Genomic DNA, 16985 nt, shown 5'->3' with positions numbered 1-16985 from the left:
TCGATGCCGAACACTGCCGCTGCGCTCGACCTGTTGTTGCTGCCGACCTGGCTGGTACCCGTCGAACCCGCTGGTGTTGTCCTCAAAGAGCATGGCTTGGGCATCCGTGACGGACGCATCGTGTTTATCGGCCCACGCTCGGCTGCGTTGAAGCTTAACGCAACTGAAGTCCGTGAATTGCCGGACATGTTACTCAGCCCCGGGCTGATCAACGCTCACGGGCACGCCGCCATGACGCTGTTTCGTGGCCTGGCCGATGATCTGCCACTCATGACCTGGCTGGAAAACCATATCTGGCCGGCAGAAGCCAAGTGGGTCGATGAAGCCTTTGTACGAGATGGTACGGACCTGGCCATCGCCGAACAGATCAAAGGTGGCATCACCTGCTTCTCTGACATGTATTTCTTCCCAAAGGTTGCCAGCGAGCGCGTGCATAACAGCGGTATTCGCGCGCAAATCGCGATTCCGATCCTCGATTTCCCGATCCCGGGCGCCAGTACGGCGGACGAAGCCATTCGTCAGGGCGTGGAATTGTTTGGCGATCTCAAACACCACGAGCGCATCAAAATCACCTTCGGCCCCCATGCGCCCTATACCGTGGGCGACGAAAACCTGGAAAAAATCCGCATGATCGCCGAAGAGCTGGACGCTTCGATCCACATGCACGTCCATGAAACGGCCTTCGAAGTGCAGCAATCGGTCGAGCAGCGCGGTGAACGCCCACTGGCTCGCCTCGGCCGCCTGGGCCTGCTCGGGCCGAGGTTCCAGGCGGTTCACATGACCCAGATCAGCGATGAAGACCTGGTGATGCTGGTAGAAAGCAACACCAATGTGATTCATTGCCCGGAATCCAACCTCAAGCTGGCCAGCGGATTTTGCCCGGTCGAGCGCTTGTGGCAGGCAGGCGTCAATGTGGCCGTCGGCACCGACGGTGCCGCCAGTAACAACGATCTCGACCTGCTCGGCGAAACCCGCACCGCTGCGTTGCTGGCCAAGACCGTCGCCGGCTCGGCCACCGCGCTGGGTGCTCATCGCGCCTTGCGCATGGCCACGCTCAATGGCGCCCGCGCCTTGGGGATCGAGGCTGAAACGGGTTCGCTGGAAGTCGGCAAGGCGGCCGACATTGTGGCGTTTGACCTGTCCGGCCTGGCGCAGCAACCGGTCTATGACCCGGTTTCGCAACTGATCTACGCCACCGGCCGGGACTGCGTGAAACACCTGTGGGTCGCCGGCAAGCAACTGCTCGACGACCGGCGCCTGACCCGCCTGGATGAAGAACAGTTATGTGCCACCGCCAAGGCCTGGGGCCAGCGCATCAGTGGCCACACCGAATCGTAAGATCCCCGGACCAAACACCGGGGCAACAGGATTTTTCAAGTTTTAGAGGACTGAACCATGAGCAACGTCGACTACGCCGAGATCGCCAAATTCGAAGCCCTGGCCCATCGCTGGTGGGACCGTGAAAGCGAGTTCAAGCCGCTTCACGACATCAACCCGCTGCGGGTCAACTGGATTGATGAACGCGTCAATCTGGCCGGCAAAAAGGTGCTGGACGTCGGTTGCGGCGGCGGGATTCTCAGCGAGGCCATGGCCCAGCGCGGCGCTACCGTCATGGGCATCGACATGGGTGAAGCGCCGCTCGCAGTCGCGCAGTTGCATCAGCTGGAATCGGGCGTGAACGTCGAGTACCGCCAGATCACCGCTGAAGGCCTCGCCGAGGAAATGCCCGAGCAATTCGACGTCGTCACGTGCCTGGAAATGCTTGAGCACGTACCGGATCCGTCTTCGGTCATCCGCGCCTGCTTTCGCATGGTCAAGCCCGGCGGCCAAGTGTTCTTCTCCACCATCAACCGCAATCCGAAGGCGTACCTGTTCGCTATCGTCGGCGCCGAATACATCATGAAGCTGCTGCCGCGCGGCACGCACGATTTCAAGAAATTCATCCGCCCTTCCGAGCTTGGCGCCTGGAGTCGCATGGCTGGCCTGACCGTCAAAGACATCATCGGCCTGACCTACAACCCGTTGACCAAGCACTACAAACTGGCGGCCGATGTGGACGTCAACTACATGATCCAGACCCTGCGCGAGGAGTAAGCCGATGCGTATCAGAGCAGTCCTTTTTGACATGGACGGCACGCTGCTCGACACCGCGCCGGACTTTATCGCCATCTGTCAGGCTATGCGCGCCGATCGTGGCTTGCCACCCATGAATGACAAGCACATTCGTGACGAGATCTCCGGCGGCGCCAAGGCAATGGTCGCCGTAACCTTTTCGATGGACCCCGAATCGCCGGGCTTTGAAGAGCTGCGACTCGAGTTCCTGGAACGCTATCTCGCCGGTTGCGCGGTTCACAGCAAGCTCTTCGATGGCATGGGCGAACTCCTGGCCGACATCGAGAAGTCCAACCTGATCTGGGGCGTGGTCACCAACAAGCCTCTGCGTTTTGCCGAGCCGATCATGCAGCAACTGGGGCTGGCCGAGCGTTCCGCACTGCTGATCTGCCCCGATCACGTGAAGAACAGCAAGCCAGACCCGGAGCCGCTGATTCTGGCGTGCAAGATGCTCGACCTGGACCCGGCCAGTGTGTTGTTTGTGGGCGATGATCTGCGAGATATCGAATCCGGTCGCGATGCCGGCACCAAGACGGCTGCGGTGACCTACGGCTACATTCACCCTGACGACAACCCGCGACACTGGGGCGCGGACGTGGTGGTGGATCATCCGCTGGAATTGCGCAAGGTGCTCGATAGCGCTTTGTGCAGTTGCTGATTGTAGGAGCACGGCTTGCCGGCGATTGCGATTCTGAAAACGCCATCGCTGGCAAGCCATGCTCCTACAGGGTCTGCTTTCTTTTTTGTTGAGGTTTCTTATGTTTGATTACTCCGCCCGCCCTGAATTACTCAAAGACCGGGTCATTCTGGTCACCGGTGCTGGTCGCGGCATCGGCGCGGCGGCTGCGAAAACCTACGCAGCCCATGGCGCCACCGTATTGCTGCTGGGCAAGACCGAAGCCAACCTGACTCAGGTTTATGACGAAATCGAAGCGGCCGGGCATCCACAGCCGGCGGTGATTCCGTTCAACCTGGAAACCGCCCTGCCCCACCAGTACGACGAACTGGCCGCCATGATCGAAACCGAATTCGGCCATCTCGACGGTTTGCTGCATAACGCGTCGATTATTGGTCCGCGCACGCCGATCGAACAGCTGTCCGGCGAAAACTTCATGCGCGTCATGCATGTCAACGTCAACGCCATGTTCATGCTCACCAGCACCCTGCTGCCTCTGCTAAAGCTGTCGCAGGACGCCTCGGTGGTGTTTACCTCCAGCAGCGTCGGCCGCAAGGGGCGTGCCTATTGGGGCGCGTATGGCGTGTCCAAATTTGCCACTGAAGGCCTGATGCAAACCCTGGCCGACGAAGTGGACACCGTGGCTCCGGTACGCTCCAACAGCATCAACCCGGGCGCCACGCGCACCAGCATGCGGGCCCAGGCTTACCCAGCGGAAAATCCGCTCAACAACCCGACCCCGGAAGAGATCATGCCGGTCTATCTCTACCTGATGGGCCCGGACAGTACCGGCATCAATGGCCAGGCGTTCAACGCCCAGTAACACCGTGCGTCGCTTTTGTGCCGTGCCGATTTCCCGGCGCGGCACACAAAGTGCGCCACAACCATACCCCCTTGCCAGTCAAACAACTGTCACACATTTCATCACCCGCCCTCACCATCGAATTCAACCTAATGATTTATATAGATTTTTATCTGAATGAACCGAATGGCACGACTTTCGCTCTAAAGCTGCTCAGACAGCAGTGTGAAAGCAGACGGGCGGACGCTTGGGTCGATAGTTCATTAATCATCGGCGAAGCGGACTAAACTTGCGGCATATGTCCTACGGGACTGATGGACCAGTATGTCGCGCAGCCCAAAGCCGCTCTCACCCAGCCTGTAAGACAGCTTTACTGCTTAGGGGCGCACGCCATATGAAATCACCTTCCCAGACCAACGCAATTGACTTCGACAGTGCCAAATTGCAACGCCTGGGATTTGGACAGCAGCCTCCCCTTCTGGAGCGGCCCGTCAGCCTTGCGCAATTGCGCCAGCAACTGGGTCAGCAGCTGCAAACCAGTCTTGAGCCACAACGCATTCTCGGACTTTTCTTCCGCGAAATTCAGCGCCTGGTGCCACTGGATGCCTTGACCTATCAGCATCAAGCCAGCGACTTGCGCCTGGAGTTTGGTCAGCGTGGTCATCACTCGGTCAGTTACAGCCTCAGCCATGAAGGCGAACAGCTCGGTGAACTGGTGTTCCGGCGCAATGAGCGATTCAGCGAGCTGGATCAAGGCAATCTGGAGTCGTTGCTGTCCGCACTGCTCTTCCCGATGCGCAATGCGCTTCTTTACCGAGCCGCTACCCAAATCGCATTGCGCGATCCGCTGACCGATACCGGTAACCGCATTGCCATGGATCAGACCCTGGAACGCGAAATCGAGATGTCGCGACGCCACTTGATGCCTTTGTCATTGCTGATGCTGGACATCGATCACTTCAAAAACGTCAACGACAGTTATGGCCACAATGCGGGCGACGATGTGCTCAAGGCTGTCGCCACCGCGATCAAAAACCAGTTGCGCAATGTCGACATGGTGTTCCGGTTTGGTGGCGAAGAGTTCCTGATCCTGCTGTCCAACACCACGCGGGAAGCAGCAGCCATGGTCGGTGAGCGACTACGGGTGGCAGCTCAGGCCCAGGATTATCAGGCCGATGGCAATGCCATAGAGCTGACCGTCAGCCTCGGATGCTCGACCCTGCTGCCTGGCGAATCTGCCGAAAGCTTGTTGCGGCGGGCCGACAGTGCGCTGTATGTCGCCAAGCGCGAAGGACGTAACCGGCTGACGATGGCCGGTTGAGTTTTCGCAACACCGCATAACCAATGTGGGAGCGAGCAAGCCCGCTCCCACATTGGTTTGTGTTGCCTATGGATCAGCTTTCAGCCAGCGCCAGGCGCTCACGCACCACCGGTGCTTTTTCCGAATGCTCCAGCTGCATGCAGCGCTCCAGAAACAGGTGCATGTAGTCGTAGCTCTTGCACACTGCCTGTCGCAATTCCACTTGCAGGGATTTGCTCGGGTTCATGCCCGCCAGGGTACAGATGATCTCCAGTGCTTCCCATGGATGGGCATCGTCATATTGGGCATGCATCTTTAACCACTTCATGGCTCGCTTGCGATCTTCTTCCGGGAATGCCGCGGCGTAGACGCCACTGGAGCAGACCAGGGCCGACCACTCTCCAGTCGCGCCTTCAATGGCGTAGTTGGTCGCAGCGATGGCCACGATCAACGAATCGGCCGAACTGGTGTGCCAGCACCAATGGCTCAAGGCGTGAAGTTCGGGGGCAACCTGTTGCGCTTGCAGGTCTTCCAGGCTGACCCCATGAGCCCGACTCCAGTGCACCCAATAATCGGCATGGTTCAACTCCACGCGAATATTGCGCATCAGCCAACGACGTGCCATGTCTTCGCCGGGATGACGGGCAAAGCGAGTCTTGGTCAGGTTCTGTGCCATGTATAACGCGAACTGCTCAACAACCGGCCAGCCACCAATAAGGTACTGGCGCATGGTTTTTGCGCTGAGTTTGTTGTCTCGCATGCGCTGATACAGTTCGTGTTCAACAACCCGGCGCTTACTCTCGCTGCAATCCTTGATGAGCTGCTGAGCCCAGGCGGGATAACTTGCCGCTTCCATGAGTGGTCCGGTTCGGTTGAATGTGTCGATCACTGTCGAGCTCCTTTTGATTGTGATTGTTCGGATCAGCAAGAGATTTCAACGGAACGTGCCAGGGGCCTTGAATAACAAAGGCTGAGGCCTGGCAGGACGACTTTGCAAACTATCGCAGGTAAACGGATTCGGGCGTTCAATCACATACCCTTGAGCGAAATCGACCCCGATTTCCAGCAATGCCTGCTCAATCTGGGGTGATTCTACAAACTCGGCAATAGTGCGCTTACCCATGACATGCCCGATGTGGTTAATCACTTCGACCATGGCGCGGTTAATCGGGTCGTCCAACATATCCTTTACGAAACTCCCGTCGATCTTCAGGAAGTCTACAGGTAAATGTTTCAAGTAAGCGAACGAGGACATTCCGGCACAGAAATCATCTAATGAAAAGTGACAACCTAAACCTTTGAGTTCATTGATAAATCTAGTTGCACTGCCCAAATTGGAAATTGCACTGGTTTCTGTGATTTCAAAACAAATCATTTCAGGTGGAATTGAATAGTTAACGAATTGTTCACGCAGGAAGTCCAGAAACGCCTCATCTCCGATAGTTGTGCCTGACAGATTAATCGCACACATGGCTAATGGACCTTGGCGCTCTTCAGCCCTGCATTGGGCAATGATCTTGAAGACGTTCTCCACCACCCAGCGATCCAGTGCAGTCATCAACCCATAACGCTCGGCGGCCGGAATAAAACTGTTCGGCAAGATCATGCGGCCGGCTTCGTCATGCAGACGCAACAGGATTTCGATATGACCGCCGCCGCGCTCGGTATGCCCCAACGGCGCGATTTCCTGGGAATACAGGCAAAAGCGATTCTCTTCCAGCGCTATGTGCAGGCGCTGCACCCAGGCCATTTCGCCAAAACGCAATGTCAGTTCCGAGTCATCGGCGTGATAGACCTGAACCCGATTTCGTCCTTTTTCCTTGGCCATGTAACACGCCATATCAGCGGCGCGCAGTGATGCTTCCAGCGTCGTAGGAGGTTGCGCGACATGCACCAGCCCTATGCTTACCGTGGTGACAAAGGGTCGGCCTTTCCAGACAAAGTGCAGGTTTTGTACGGTCAGGCGCAAACTTTCGGCAATCTTCTCGGCAGCGTCCGATGCACAGTTTTCCAGCAAGATGCCGAACTCATCGCCACCCAGCCGAGCCAAGGTGTCACCTTCGCGCAACCCGGATTGCAACAACGCACAGATATGCCGCAGCAGCTCATCTCCCGCCGCATGACCGCACGTGTCATTGACCAGTTTGAATTGATCCAGATCGAGAAACATCAGGGCATGGCGCCCGGTATGCCGCGCCAGATTTTGCAGTGCCTGCTCCAGTCGAAACTCGAACTCGCGTCGGTTGGCGAGCCCGGTCAAGGCGTCATGAGTCGCCTGCCAGGACAGATTGGCAATGTACTGGCGCTCCTGCGTCATGTCATGCAACACCAGCACGGTGCCACTGACCTTGCCCACATTGCGAATCGGCGAACCCACCAACGTTACCGAAACCGTACTGCCATCCAGACGCTGAATCAGTTTGGAATGTTCGCTGCCACCACTGAGTTGACCGCTCAAAATATGTTCGATCAATGTGAACCCGTCAGCCTGAGCGTTTTCATCCAGCAAATTGAACAGCGCCGCCAGCGGCAAACCCGTCGCCCGTTCGGCTTTCCAGTGGGTCAGCGCCTCGGCGGCGGGATTCATGTAGGTGATAGCGCCTTCGACATCCGTGGTGATCACGCCGTCGCCAATGGATTGCAAAGTGATCTGCGCCCGGTCTTTCTCCAGTTGCAGCGCTTCGGCGAATTCATGCCGCTGCTTGAGCAACTTGTGGGTACGCAGCAACGCAAGCGCGATCAAGCCCAGCGCCGTGGCGAGGTTGGTCACCAGCAGCAACTGGAGGATCAAGCGCGAGCCCTCGCCCAATGCATCACTGAACGCTTTGGCGGCGGGTGTCACTGCATCGTTGATGACGAGTATCTGGTCTTTCCAGCGCAAGATATCAGCGGGTGAGACCTGTTTGTCGGCAACGCGCTGGTGCATCTCTTGCGCAACATCATCGAGTTGCAGCAAGTACGCGTCACCCACCGTCCAGCGGTCGATGGCTTTTTCAAGGTAAGAGAAATGCCGGAAGTTGAGGTAGAGCCAGATCAGACTGGAAACGTCGTCAGGGTGATTGCCCCCTTTGAGGATCGCCTCTCGCGCGGTTTCGATTTCAGGTGGCTGGTGATCCAGCGCCAGGCGTAACTCGTGCCCCCCCTGAGGTATGGCAATGGCGTTCTGGTATTTGAGGAAAATCGCCTCGTCGCGACTGTCCGCGTAGAGGTTTAGGTAATAGATGGCGTCTTTTTGCCCCTTCGACCATAGACTCTCACCGGCAACATAGCCGCGCACTGCCGACAGAACGTACAGGCTGACGCCCCCCAACAGGGCCTGAAACAGCACGACGGCAATAAATGGCCAGACAATGCCCAACAACCGTGGCGTTCCGAGAGTCCGGGTTTGATTCATGAGGTCCCTTTTTAGCACTGCCAGATCATCATCCCAACGTGATCGCTACCGCTAGACTAGGGTGCGATCTCGATCCCGGCAAGCAAACCGTCCAACTTCAAGACTTGCACTGACAAAGACGCACTGAATTACTACCGGCGTTATAGCTGTTGTAAATGCCCGTAAAGCTTGGCGTACAAACCACCATCAGCTATCAATTGCTGGTGGTCGCCATCCTCGGCAATCTGTCCGCCATCGAACACCAGCACCCGGTCGGCCTGCTTCACCGCCGACAATCGGTGGGCAATGATCAGCGTGGTGCGGTGGCTGAGGAACCGCGCCAGCGCCTGATGCAGGTTGTATTCCGTGGCGGCGTCCAGCGCTGAAGTGGCCTCGTCGAGAATCACCACTTTGGGTTCGGCCAGGACCATCCGCGCAATCGCCAGGCGTTGGCGCTGGCCTCCGGACAAACGCACACCGGAGCGTCCGACGATGCTGTCCAGACCGTTTGGCAGCGCTTGAACCGTCTGGTGCAGCTGCGCAATTTCCAGCGCTTGCCAGCAGGCTTCGTCGCTGCGCACTCGGCCCATCGTCAGGTTGGCGCGGATGGTGTCGTTGAACAGCGCAGGATGTTGCAGAACCACCGCGACATTTTCGCGCACGGTTTCCAGGCCGATCTCCTGTTGGGTCGAGCCACCGAAGCGGATGGTCCCGGCCTGTGGCGTGTACAAGCCCAACAACAGTTGCACCAACGTGCTTTTGCCGCCACCACTGGCGCCGACAATCGCGACTTTTTCACCGGGGGCGATGGACAGGTCCATTTTGTTCAGAACCCACTCATCGCCGTAACCGAAACTCAGGCCCTGGACTTCAATGCCCACGGTGTCACGGCCCTGGAACGGATCGACGCCGCCGGGGTATTGCGGCTCATCGGCCCGGGCCAGTAGCTCGTTGATCCGCGACAGCGCACCACTGGCGGCGTAATAGGCGTACTGCAGATTGAGCAGCTGTTCCACCGGACCGATCATGAACCACAGGTAGCTGAACACCGCCAGCATCTGGCCGATGGACAGGTCGGAGAACAGCACGGTGAGCATGGCTGCCGCGCGAAAAATATCGATGCCGAACTGGAACAGCAAGCCGCTGGCCCGGTTCGAGGCATCGGTTTTCCATTGCGAGTTGACCGCGTAGTCGCGCACTTCCCGGGCCCGCAGGCCAAGGCGACCGAGAAAGAATCCCTGGCGGTTGCCGGCGCGCACCTCCTGGATCGAGTCGAGGGTTTCGGTCAGTGCCTGGGTGAAGCGCGAGGTGCTGTCATTCTCGAGTTTCTTCAGGTGTTTGACCCGTTTGCCCAACAGCACCGTGGCGTAAATCACCAACGGATTGAACAACATGATCAGCAGCGCCAGCTTCCAGTGCATCCAGATCAGAATGCTCGCGGTGCCGACCAGGGTCAGCATCGCCACAAGGAAACGACTGAGGGTTTCACCGACAAATTTGTCCAGCGTGTCCAGGTCGGTGACCATGTGCGTGGTCACCGTGCCGCTGCCCAGGCTTTCGTATTCGCCCAGGGAAATGCGCTTGAGCCGCTCGATCAGCCGGGTGCGAATGCGATACACGATGTCCTTGGCCAGCGCCGCGAACAATTTGGCCTGCACCACGTTGAACAACAAGGCGCCGCAGCGCAGCAACAAGGTCACGAGCAACATCAGGCCAATGTAGCCCGCCGCTTTCTGCCAGCCATCGGGTAGGAAGTGGTTCATGACCTTCAGCGCAGTGTCGCCGTGCCCCAACAACACTTCGTCCACCAGCAACGGCAGCAGCAACGGTATCGGTACGCTGCACAAGGTAGCCAGCACCGCGACGCCATTGGCAATCCACAGGGATTTTTTATGGTGCAGGGCCAATCGGCGGATTTCGGCCCAGCTCAGTCGATCGACACGCTTGGGAACCGGGGCGTCATCGGGCACATCATGCACAGGCAGCGCGCTCCAGCCAGCGGCCGAGCAACGGGGACAATTCACTCAGGGGTTGATAGCCATTGGTCAGCAACGCCAATTGACCATTACGCTCAGCCAGCAACGTAGGGAACCCGGCGATGCCCAGGTCCTGGACCCAAGTGAAATCGGCCGCCGTGGCGGTGTGCATATCCGCACGGTCGAACGCAGCAGCGAATTCAATGCGCGGCAGACCAGCCTGCTCGGCCAGCTCCACCAGCACGCTGGCGTGGGTGACGTCGCGACCTTCGACGTAGAACGCGTGCTGAATCAGGCCCAGCAGCTTCCACGCGCAATCCGGCGCCAGGCTGCGCGCGGTCACCAACGCCCGACACGCAGGCTCCGTGTCGTAGACAAAGCCGTCGGGCAGAGCGCCTTCGGTTTTGAACGGTTGGCCGGTGGCCTCGGTAACCGCTTGCCAATGCTCAAGAATGTAGCGTCGGGTGGTCGGCTCCAGCGCCGCACCACTGCCGGTGCGCAAACCACCGACGATCAGATGCACCTCTACGCCCGCTGCGTGCGCCTGTTCGACCAAGGCGTTAGCCACTGGCGCAAAGCCCCAGCACCAGGAACACATCGGATCCATCACATAGAGCAGGCGGCGCGCAGACATGATTCAAGCCTCGGAAGGGGTTTGCTTATAGTTGTAACCGATCGGGTGCGGCAAGTTGCGAGCCTTGGCCAGTTCGATCTGCTTCTGCCGATCAATGGCACTGCGGCGGGTTTTCTCGCTCAGCGTGTTCCAGCAATGCGGGCAGCTGATACCGGCCACGTAATGCTCGCAGGCGCGGTCTTCGACGCTGATCGGCGTACGGCAGGCATGACATTGATCGTAGTCGCCTTCACTGAGGTCATGACGCACGGTCACTCGGTTGTCGAACACAAAGCAGTCGCCCTGCCATTTGGTTTCTTCCTGCGGCACCTCTTCGAGGTACTTCAGAATGCCACCTTTGAGGTGATAGACCTCATCGAAGCCTTCGCTGAGCATGAAGCTCGACGCCTTCTCGCAGCGGATGCCGCCGGTGCAGAACATCGCGACTTTCTTGTGCACGGCTGGGTCGAAGTTGGCTTTGATGTAGTCGGGAAATTCGCGAAAACTGGTGGTTTTCGGGTCGATGGCGCCTTCGAAGGTGCCGATCGAGACTTCGTAATCGTTACGGGTGTCGATCAGCAACACTTGCGGATCGCTGATCAGCGCATTCCAGTCCTGTGGATCAACGTAGGTGCCGACCTTTTTGTTCGGGTCCACGCCTTCAACGCCGAGGGTGACGATTTCTTTCTTGAGTTTGACCTTGGTGCGATAGAACGGCTGATCGTCGCAGTACGACTCTTTGTGATCGATGTCGTCCATGCGTGGGTCGTTCTTGAGCCAGGCCATCAGCCCGTCAATGCCTTCGCGACTGCCGGACACGGTGCCGTTGATGCCTTCTTCGGCGATCAGCAGCGTGCCTTTGATGCCGTTGTCGACCATTGCTTGCAGCAGTGGCTCGCGCAGAGCGACGTAATCTTCCAGGGTGACGAACTTATACAGTGCCGCCACGACAATCTGTTGTGTCATGGGTGTTTCTCCAGGTGGCTACCCTCGCAAAGGGTGAACCGGATTCAAAAAAAACGCGCCGGGTGAGCGGCGCGTTGTGCAGTCTAACAAAAATACCCCCCCCTGTAGGAGCACGACTTGCCGGCGATGGCGTATTCAAGATCGCCATCGCCGGCAAGCCGTACTCCTACAGGTGGTGAATTCAGTGTTTGCTGCCGCCAGCACAGGTCGGTGAGGCCGGGGCCGCGTCGATCTGTGCCCATTCCTCAGGCGTGTAGGTATGCAGCGCCAACGCATGAAACTCGCCCATCAGCTCGCCGAGCGTGCCGTAGACTTTTTGATGACGCTTGACCCGATTCAGCCCTTCGAACTGCTGGCTGACCACCACGGCCTTGAAGTGGGTCTGCAACCCACGGCTGTGCATGTGGCTCTCATCCAGCACTTGCAGATGCTGTGGCTGTAACAGGCCCAGCGTCGATTCAATGCGTTGTTGCATGGTCATACCGAACTCCGCTTAAGGCTTTTTCTTGGCTGGAGCGGCGGCGCCTTTAGGCTCCAGCTCGGCGGTCATGTCAGCCAGCAGCTTGTTGACCACAGGCACCGCGCTTTCCAGCTTGGCTTGAGTCATCTGGGCCGATTGCTGAGTCAGCTGTGGCATTTTTTCCAGGACTTTCTTGCCCAGTGGCGACTGGTAGAACGCAACCAGGTCTTTAAGCTCCGATTCGCTGAAGTTGGTGGTGTAGAGCTTGACCATGTCCGGCTTCAGCTTATTCCAGCCAATGGCTTGGTCCAGCGCGGCGTTGGCTTTGGCCTGATACGTTTCCAGCACGGCTTTTTTCGATTCAGGAGCTTTGGTCTGTTCAAAGCGCTGAGCGAACATTTGCTGCACTTGCATGTACACCGGAGTGCCCAATTTGTCAGCGTGCGCCAGGGTCAGGAAAGCTTCGGCACTGGCGTTGTGGCTGGCGGTATCGGCAAAAACTGGGCCGCTGGCGCAGACCAGTGCAACCGCGGTACAGATGGCACGAAGACGAGTCATCGAGTTTCCTTTTCTAGCAGGCGAGGTAAAACCCCAAGGGCGTCCATTCTGCGCCTAAAAAAGTGTGTCGCTCAACCCCAAGCCTTGTCGGGACTGAATTAGAGGGGTTGAAGGGGCAAAAACCGATCAGATGGAACCACAGCCGCCGATCACAGCCTAAACTGCGCTATCAGACCTACAGGAGTGTGCATGATGAGCCGTATCGAAACCGACAGCCTTGGCCAGGTGGAAGTCCCGAATGAAGCTTACTGGGGCGCTCAGACGCAACGCTCGCTGATTAACTTCGCCATCGGCAGCGAGAAAATGCCGCTTGCGGTGCTGCATGCCCTGGCGCTCATCAAGAAAGCCGCAGCGCGGGTCAATGACCGTAACGGCGACGTGCCCGCCGATGTCGCCCGGCTGATCGAACAGGCTGCCGACGAAGTGCTCGATGGCGACCACGACGACCAGTTCCCTCTGGTGGTCTGGCAGACCGGCAGCGGCACCCAAAGCAACATGAACGTCAACGAAGTGATCGCCGGTCGCGCCAACGAGCTGGCAGGCAACCCCCGCGGCGGCAAGTCGCCGGTGCACCCCAACGATCACGTCAATCGCTCACAAAGCTCCAACGACTGCTTCCCCACCGCCATGCACATCGCGGCAGCCCAAGCGGTGCAGCAAGACTTGCTGCCGGCCATCAGTGAATTGTCGGGCGGGTTGTCCGAGCTGGCGGTGCGACACATGAAACTGGTCAAGACCGGTCGAACACACATGATGGACGCCACGCCGATTACCTTCGGCCAGGAAATCTCGGCGTTTATCGCGCAACTGGATTACGCCGAACGGGCAATCCGTAGCGCGCTGCCTTCCGTGTGTGAACTGGCCCAGGGCGGCACTGCTGTCGGCACGGGCCTGAATTCACCTCACGGTTTTGGCGAAGCGATTGCTGCCGAACTGGCCGCCCTCTCCGGTCTGCCCTTCATCACCGCGCCGAACAAATTCGCCGCGCTGGCCGGTCATGAACCGTTGACGACCCTGTCGGGTGCGCTGAAGACCCTGGCGGTGACGCTGATGAAAATCGCCAACGACCTGCGCCTGCTGGGCTCTGGTCCCCGGGCCGGTTTCGCCGAGGTGAAATTACCAGCCAACGAGCCGGGCAGCTCGATCATGCCGGGCAAGGTCAATCCGACACAGTGCGAGGCGCTGTCGATGCTGGCATGTCAGGTCATGGGGAATGACGTCGCGATCGGGTTCGCGGCAAGTCAGGGTCATCTGCAATTGAACGTGTTCAAACCGGTGATCATTCACAACCTGCTGCAATCGATCCGACTGCTGGGGGATGGCTGCAGCAACTTCCAACAGCATTGCATTGCCGGACTTGAGCCGGACGCAGAGAAAATGGCTGAACATCTGGAGCAGGGGTTGATGCTGGTGACCGCGCTGAATCCGCATATTGGCTACGACAAATCGGCGGAGATTGCCAAGAAGGCTTACGCCGAAGGGCTGACGTTGCGGGAGGCGGCGTTGCAGCTGGGGTATCTGACGGATGAAGAGTTTGATGCCTGGGTGCGGCCGGAGAATATGCTGGAGGCAGGGGCCAAGGGCTGAGATTTGTAGTGTCAGTTAGATTGCCATCGCCGGCAAGCCGGTCTCGCTCCCACAGGGAATCGCATTTTCCTGTGGGAGCGAGCCTGCTCGCGATTGGCAGCGATGAAGATGTTCAGCCTAGCGCCATTTTGGCTTTTCGCGCCTTGAGCCCTGCAATGAGCGAAGGCCCCAACGCCACCAGCGCCGACCCCAACACCACCAGCACCGCCCCGCCATAACCCAAACCATTGATCGTTTCGGCCTGTACGAAGTCAGGCCACAACCACGCGGCCACGGCCACCGCGACAAACGTCACCAATGGCGTGATCGCCAGCGTCGCACTCACCCGCGACGCTTCCCAATGGGCCAGCGCTTCGGCAAACGCGCCATAGGCGATCAGCGTATTCATGCAGCACGCCAGCAGCAGCCAGCCTTGCAGCGGGCTTAATTGCAACGCCTCAAGTGGATGCACCCACGGTGTCAGCAACAGCGCGCAGAACAGGTAGATCACCATCATGACCTGCAGCGAATTCCACACCGTCAGCAATTGCTTCTGCCCCAAGGCGTAGAAGGTCCAGACCGTGGACGCCAACAACACCAACAGCACGCCGGTGGTGTATTCGGTCAACGAAGTGAGCAGCTCGGCCAGGCGCTGATTGAAAAACAGGGCGAAACCGATCAGCAGCACCAACAGGCCAATCCCCTGACCCATGCTGAAACGTTCCTTGAACACAAACAGACTGGCGATCAGCAACATGATCGGGCCCATCTGCACCACCAATTGCGCAGTGCCGGCGCTGAGCAGGTTCAGGCCCATCAAGTACAGCACGTAGTTGCCGACCAGACCGAGCACCGCCATCAACACCAGCCAGCCACCTCGCGGGCCGAGGACTTTACGAGTCGGCAAACGCCTGGTCGCCGCCAGATACACAAACAGGCACCCACCGGACACGATCAGGCGAAACCAGGTGACGGTCACCGGGTCCATCACCAGCAGCACTTGCTTGAGTTTGATCGGCAGGATTCCCCACAACAGCGCAGTCAACAAGGCCAGAAACAGACCGTAGACCCAGCGACCGGATGAAATGTGCATGCGAACCCCAACAGCCAGAAGGCGAGAATCGTCATTCTAGGCGCAGAGGCGTCTGGCACACAGGGACAGTTGGCGAGCAGGCGCGAATGAAACTGTGCAGGTCGCAGGCGGCGGAGCTGGAGATTCGGGTGTATATCGAGCAGATGCGGATTTTAAGTGCCCGCCGATAAACCGAGGCGCAGCCATCGCGAGCAGGCTCACTCCTACAGTTGATCGCATTTCTCCAGGAAGAACTCGGTCAACTGTAGGAGTGAGCCTGCTCGCGATGGCGGTTGATCAGGCGACACAGTTTTCCGGATTTAACGTACTGCTTCAAACAACCCCGTCGCCCCCATCCCGCCACCCACGCACATGGTGACGATGCCGTAACGCAGTTTGCGCCGCTGCAATTCGCGCACGAGATGCCCGACCTGACGCGAACCGGTCATGCCGAACGGGTGGCCAATGGAAATCGACCCGCCACTGACGTTGTACTTCTCGTTATCGATCCCCAGCCGATTGCGGCTGTACAGGCACTGCGAAGCAAACGCTTCGTTGAGTTCCCACAGATCAATGTCGACGATCTGCAAACCCTTGGCCTTGAGCAACTTGGGCACCGAGAGCACCGGACCGATGCCCATCTCATCCGGCTCGCACCCGGCGACCGTGAAACCACGGAAGAACGCTTTGGGCTTCAAGCCCAGTTCCAGCGCTTTTTCCAGGCTCATCACCAGCGTCATCGACGCCCCGTCGGACAGTTGCGACGAGTTGCCCGCCGTGACCGAACCGTCTTCGGCAAACACCGGTTTCAAGCCCGCCAGGCTTTCCAGCGTGGTGTCCGGGCGGTTGCAGTCGTCGCGATCGACGACGCCATCGAGAATTTGAATTTCACCGGTGTTTTTGTCTTCAACCCGGTACTTCACCGCCATCGGCACGATTTCATCATCGAACAGACCGGCGGCCTGAGCCTGAGCGGTGCGCTGCTGACTTTGCAGGGCATACAGGTCTTGCTCTTGGCGACTGACGTTGTAACGACGCGCGACGATTTCGGCGGTCTGGCCCATCGGGAAGTAGATGCCCGGCACCTGCTCCTTCAGCAACGGGTTGATCAGGTTATCGGTATTGACGCTTTTCATGGTCAGGCTGATGGATTCGACGCCACCGGCAACGATGATGTCGCTGCAACCCGAAGCAATTTGGTTGGCGGCGATGGCGATCGCCTGCAAGCCCGAGGAGCAAAAGCGGTTAAGGGTCATGCCGGCGGTGCCGATGCCCAGACGCGACAACACGGCGACGTTGCGACCGATGTTGTAGCCCTGCGCGCCTTCGTTGGAGCCCGCACCGACGATGCAGTCTTCGACGCTGGCCGGGTCGATGCCATTTCGTGCCAACAACGAGTCGACACAATGCGCCGCCATGTCATCTGGCCGGGTCTGGTTGAACTTGCCGCGAAAGGATTTGGCCAGGCCAGTCCGCACGCTGTCGACGATCACCACTTCACGCATGGCATA

Annotated in this window: 15 protein-coding genes; 6 read left to right on the top strand and 9 right to left on the bottom strand. The window is 58.6% G+C overall.

The genetic code is table 11. The features are described 5' to 3' along the window. Window positions 1-3 precede the first annotated feature (3 nt). The 5 genes from KGB06_RS20760 to KGB06_RS20740 all read left to right on the top strand — a co-directional run bounded on the left by KGB06_RS20760 (window position 4) and on the right by KGB06_RS20740 (window position 4911). Window positions 4-1338, top strand: a complete 1335-nt coding sequence (locus KGB06_RS20760) for a TRZ/ATZ family hydrolase (RefSeq protein ID WP_223519082.1) — start codon at window positions 4-6, stop codon at window positions 1336-1338. A gap of 57 nt (window positions 1339-1395) precedes the next feature. Then, complete coding sequence (gene ubiG / locus KGB06_RS20755; protein ID WP_007945809.1) at window positions 1396-2094, top strand: bifunctional 2-polyprenyl-6-hydroxyphenol methylase/3-demethylubiquinol 3-O-methyltransferase UbiG; 699 nt, start codon at window positions 1396-1398, stop codon at window positions 2092-2094. Window positions 2095-2098: 4 nt separating this feature from the next. After that, window positions 2099-2770, top strand: coding sequence for an N-acetylmuramic acid 6-phosphate phosphatase MupP (gene mupP / locus KGB06_RS20750; RefSeq protein WP_223519080.1), 672 nt, complete (start codon window positions 2099-2101; stop codon window positions 2768-2770). A 100-nt stretch (window positions 2771-2870) separates the two neighbouring features. Continuing rightward, window positions 2871-3611 (top strand): YciK family oxidoreductase, encoded by a 741-nt coding sequence (locus KGB06_RS20745; protein ID WP_223519078.1) that lies wholly within the window; start codon window positions 2871-2873, stop codon window positions 3609-3611. Window positions 3612-3984: 373 nt separating this feature from the next. After that, complete coding sequence (locus KGB06_RS20740; protein ID WP_223519076.1) at window positions 3985-4911, top strand: GGDEF domain-containing protein; 927 nt, start codon at window positions 3985-3987, stop codon at window positions 4909-4911. Between the two features lie 73 nt (window positions 4912-4984). Here KGB06_RS20740 and KGB06_RS20735 read toward each other — a convergent pair whose 3' ends face one another. From KGB06_RS20735 to KGB06_RS20705, 7 genes are all read right to left on the bottom strand, one after another. Then, on the bottom strand, window positions 4985-5746 hold the full coding sequence (locus KGB06_RS20735; protein WP_263288352.1) for an iron-containing redox enzyme family protein: 762 nt from the start codon (window positions 5744-5746) through the stop codon (window positions 4985-4987). A gap of 78 nt (window positions 5747-5824) precedes the next feature. Beyond that, the gene (locus tag KGB06_RS20730; protein WP_223519072.1) at window positions 5825-8284 is read right to left on the bottom strand and encodes an EAL domain-containing protein; all 2460 of its coding nucleotides are present in this window, start codon (window positions 8282-8284) and stop codon (window positions 5825-5827) included. A gap of 140 nt (window positions 8285-8424) precedes the next feature. Continuing rightward, complete coding sequence (locus tag KGB06_RS20725; protein ID WP_223519070.1) at window positions 8425-10242, bottom strand: ABC transporter ATP-binding protein; 1818 nt, start codon at window positions 10240-10242, stop codon at window positions 8425-8427. After that, complete coding sequence (locus KGB06_RS20720; protein WP_223519355.1) at window positions 10235-10837, bottom strand: DsbA family protein; 603 nt, start codon at window positions 10835-10837, stop codon at window positions 10235-10237. The genes KGB06_RS20725 and KGB06_RS20720 overlap by 8 nt, the downstream gene beginning before the upstream one ends. A gap of 39 nt (window positions 10838-10876) precedes the next feature. Further along, the gene (locus KGB06_RS20715) at window positions 10877-11818 is read right to left on the bottom strand and encodes a rhodanese-related sulfurtransferase (RefSeq protein WP_223519068.1); all 942 of its coding nucleotides are present in this window, start codon (window positions 11816-11818) and stop codon (window positions 10877-10879) included. A gap of 181 nt (window positions 11819-11999) precedes the next feature. Continuing rightward, window positions 12000-12299 (bottom strand): BolA family protein, encoded by a 300-nt coding sequence (locus tag KGB06_RS20710; protein WP_008151216.1) that lies wholly within the window; start codon window positions 12297-12299, stop codon window positions 12000-12002. Window positions 12300-12311: 12 nt separating this feature from the next. Then, the gene (locus KGB06_RS20705) at window positions 12312-12836 is read right to left on the bottom strand and encodes a DUF2059 domain-containing protein (RefSeq protein ID WP_223519066.1); all 525 of its coding nucleotides are present in this window, start codon (window positions 12834-12836) and stop codon (window positions 12312-12314) included. Between the two features lie 192 nt (window positions 12837-13028). On the opposite strand from KGB06_RS20705, the gene KGB06_RS20700 reads away from it, so the two are divergent. Beyond that, the gene (locus KGB06_RS20700; protein ID WP_223519353.1) at window positions 13029-14423 is read left to right on the top strand and encodes a class II fumarate hydratase; all 1395 of its coding nucleotides are present in this window, start codon (window positions 13029-13031) and stop codon (window positions 14421-14423) included. Window positions 14424-14535: 112 nt separating this feature from the next. On the opposite strand, the gene KGB06_RS20695 is transcribed toward KGB06_RS20700, so the two are convergent. Together KGB06_RS20695 and KGB06_RS20690 are read right to left on the bottom strand one after the other, a co-directional pair. Beyond that, entirely contained in the window at window positions 14536-15495 is a 960-nt protein-coding gene (locus KGB06_RS20695; RefSeq protein ID WP_223519064.1) for a DMT family transporter, read from the bottom strand. A gap of 299 nt (window positions 15496-15794) precedes the next feature. Beyond that, complete coding sequence (locus tag KGB06_RS20690) at window positions 15795-16979, bottom strand: thiolase family protein (RefSeq protein WP_223519062.1); 1185 nt, start codon at window positions 16977-16979, stop codon at window positions 15795-15797. Window positions 16980-16985 lie beyond the last annotated feature (6 nt).

This window comes from Pseudomonas sp. GL-B-19, assembly GCF_019956415.1.
Classification (GTDB): Bacteria; Pseudomonadota; Gammaproteobacteria; order Pseudomonadales; family Pseudomonadaceae; genus Aquipseudomonas.
This window is presented reverse-complemented; position numbering and strand designations above follow the sequence as displayed.

What these genes read in the sequence shown, in the direction of transcription:
- KGB06_RS20760 (WP_223519082.1), top strand. Translation starts at nt 4, where the DNA reads ATGCCGAACACTGCCGCTGCGCTCGACCTGTTGTTGCTGCCGACCTGG.
- ubiG (WP_007945809.1), top strand. Translation starts at nt 1,396, where the DNA reads ATGAGCAACGTCGACTACGCCGAGATCGCCAAATTCGAAGCCCTGGCC.
- mupP (WP_223519080.1), top strand. Translation starts at nt 2,099, where the DNA reads ATGCGTATCAGAGCAGTCCTTTTTGACATGGACGGCACGCTGCTCGAC.
- KGB06_RS20745 (WP_223519078.1), top strand. Translation starts at nt 2,871, where the DNA reads ATGTTTGATTACTCCGCCCGCCCTGAATTACTCAAAGACCGGGTCATT.
- KGB06_RS20740 (WP_223519076.1), top strand. Translation starts at nt 3,985, where the DNA reads ATGAAATCACCTTCCCAGACCAACGCAATTGACTTCGACAGTGCCAAA.
- KGB06_RS20735 (WP_263288352.1), bottom strand. Translation starts at nt 5,746, where the DNA reads ATGGAAGCGGCAAGTTATCCCGCCTGGGCTCAGCAGCTCATCAAGGAT.
- KGB06_RS20730 (WP_223519072.1), bottom strand. Translation starts at nt 8,284, where the DNA reads ATGAATCAAACCCGGACTCTCGGAACGCCACGGTTGTTGGGCATTGTC.
- KGB06_RS20720 (WP_223519355.1), bottom strand. Translation starts at nt 10,837, where the DNA reads ATGTGTTCCTGGTGCTGGGGCTTTGCGCCAGTGGCTAACGCCTTGGTC.
- KGB06_RS20715 (WP_223519068.1), bottom strand. Translation starts at nt 11,818, where the DNA reads ATGACACAACAGATTGTCGTGGCGGCACTGTATAAGTTCGTCACCCTG.
- KGB06_RS20710 (WP_008151216.1), bottom strand. Translation starts at nt 12,299, where the DNA reads ATGACCATGCAACAACGCATTGAATCGACGCTGGGCCTGTTACAGCCA.
- KGB06_RS20705 (WP_223519066.1), bottom strand. Translation starts at nt 12,836, where the DNA reads ATGACTCGTCTTCGTGCCATCTGTACCGCGGTTGCACTGGTCTGCGCC.
- KGB06_RS20700 (WP_223519353.1), top strand. Translation starts at nt 13,029, where the DNA reads ATGAGCCGTATCGAAACCGACAGCCTTGGCCAGGTGGAAGTCCCGAAT.
- KGB06_RS20695 (WP_223519064.1), bottom strand. Translation starts at nt 15,495, where the DNA reads ATGCACATTTCATCCGGTCGCTGGGTCTACGGTCTGTTTCTGGCCTTG.
- KGB06_RS20690 (WP_223519062.1), bottom strand. Translation starts at nt 16,979, where the DNA reads ATGCGTGAAGTGGTGATCGTCGACAGCGTGCGGACTGGCCTGGCCAAA.